This window comes from Mesorhizobium sp. M1006 (assembly GCF_040318825.1).
Taxonomy (GTDB): Bacteria; Pseudomonadota; Alphaproteobacteria; order Rhizobiales; family Rhizobiaceae; genus Mesorhizobium.
The window spans coordinates 1-1,374 of the sequence record NZ_JAMYMZ010000133.1 but is presented as its reverse complement, the minus strand read 5'-3'; the positions used below and the strand labels follow the sequence as shown (position 1 = coordinate 1,374).

Sequence of the window (1,374 nt, the reverse complement as noted above, 5' to 3'; positions counted from 1 at the left end):
CGTTCTCCAGCGCTTCCCGTCTGACCGCCGTCAGCCGCTATGGCACCGATGCAGCCATCGCCGCCGACGGCACCATCACCGGCGGCACCGCAAAGCTGCTGGGCCAGATGACCTATCAGAACACCGATGGCGTCTATACGGCCGTTAATGCCGACCTCCTCCCAAATGGCCCCTTGCTCCTTCCCATGGGAGCGCCACAGCAGGCCGGCGATCTGGATTTTGACGGCCGCGACGAGATCTTTGGCGATGCAACCGCGCAAGGGGAATCCCCGACCGGGCAAAAGTCGGCCAGCAGAACAAAGTACCGATACAAGTTCAATTCGAGTGGCGCACTCATCGATATAATCTCGGCAGGCCTCAACGCCGCATATGACGGCAGCTATTCCTCCAAGCCCGGCAGGTTCCTGGCCGCTAAAGGCACGATGGACTTTGCGGACACGGTGACGACGACTTCGGACGACGGCCACACGGTGACGACGGGAACACGCGGCGCGATTGTCCTCACTGACCCCCAGCTGGCGTTGACCAATGCTAATTGCAGGTCAATACCGCTAGGCCCCCCCGTCACGCCGCCGCCCGGCTACGAAGCCGCGTGCGATGTGCTCTCGGCTGGCCCGGCCATTGTTGCTGACGCGGACGCCGACGGCGTCGACACCGTGAACCTGTCAAGCGGCGGGGGCGTGATCGGTGTCGGCGATTTCCTCGGCAATGGGCACCAGCAGCCTTTGTTTGTACCGGATCTGCTGGGCGGCGACGTAAAGAAGGGCGGGCTGACAAACGGCATTTGGGAGCCGGTCGATCCTTCGTTTTCCCCCAGCTGCTCGACGTTAGGCGACTTGGGTACCTGTGTTCTGGCCGATGTGAATGGCGACGGCGCGACAGACATTTTTCACTACAGGGGCAGTGACAACGGCGTCAGGCTATGGCTGTCGACCGGTGTCGACTTCAAGGAATACACGGTTCCGTCGATACGGGAGAAGACTGCCATTCTTCGCGACTTCGACAATGACGGCCGCGCCGACGTCATCACGGTCTCTCGCGATACCGATAAGTCGACAGGCACGGTCCGCGTCTTTTCGCTGCGTCCGTCCTCGACGGCGATGACGCCGGTGCAATTCACGCTGCCGACGGGAATGACTGCCGGCACTGTGATCGGCGACTTCAACGGTGACGGACTGCCGGACTTTACTGATTACGACAAGCACATGTTCATCTCGGCTCCCGGCGCCGGCAATCCGAACCTGCTGCGCAGTGTCGTGACGGAACTCGGCGGGTCGGTCGCGGTGGAATATGCGCCGTCATCGACCTGGGCGAACACCTACCTGCCGCAGGTGGTGCATGCGGTGACAAAACTGTCGGTCGGCGACGGCCGCA

General features: G+C 62.2%; 1 protein-coding gene. It reads left to right on the top strand.

All coding sequences use genetic code 11. The annotated features are described in order from the left end of the window. Window positions 1–1,374 (top strand): FG-GAP repeat domain-containing protein (locus NKH60_RS34895; RefSeq protein WP_352875122.1); only part of this gene is annotated, 1,374 nt, incomplete at both ends.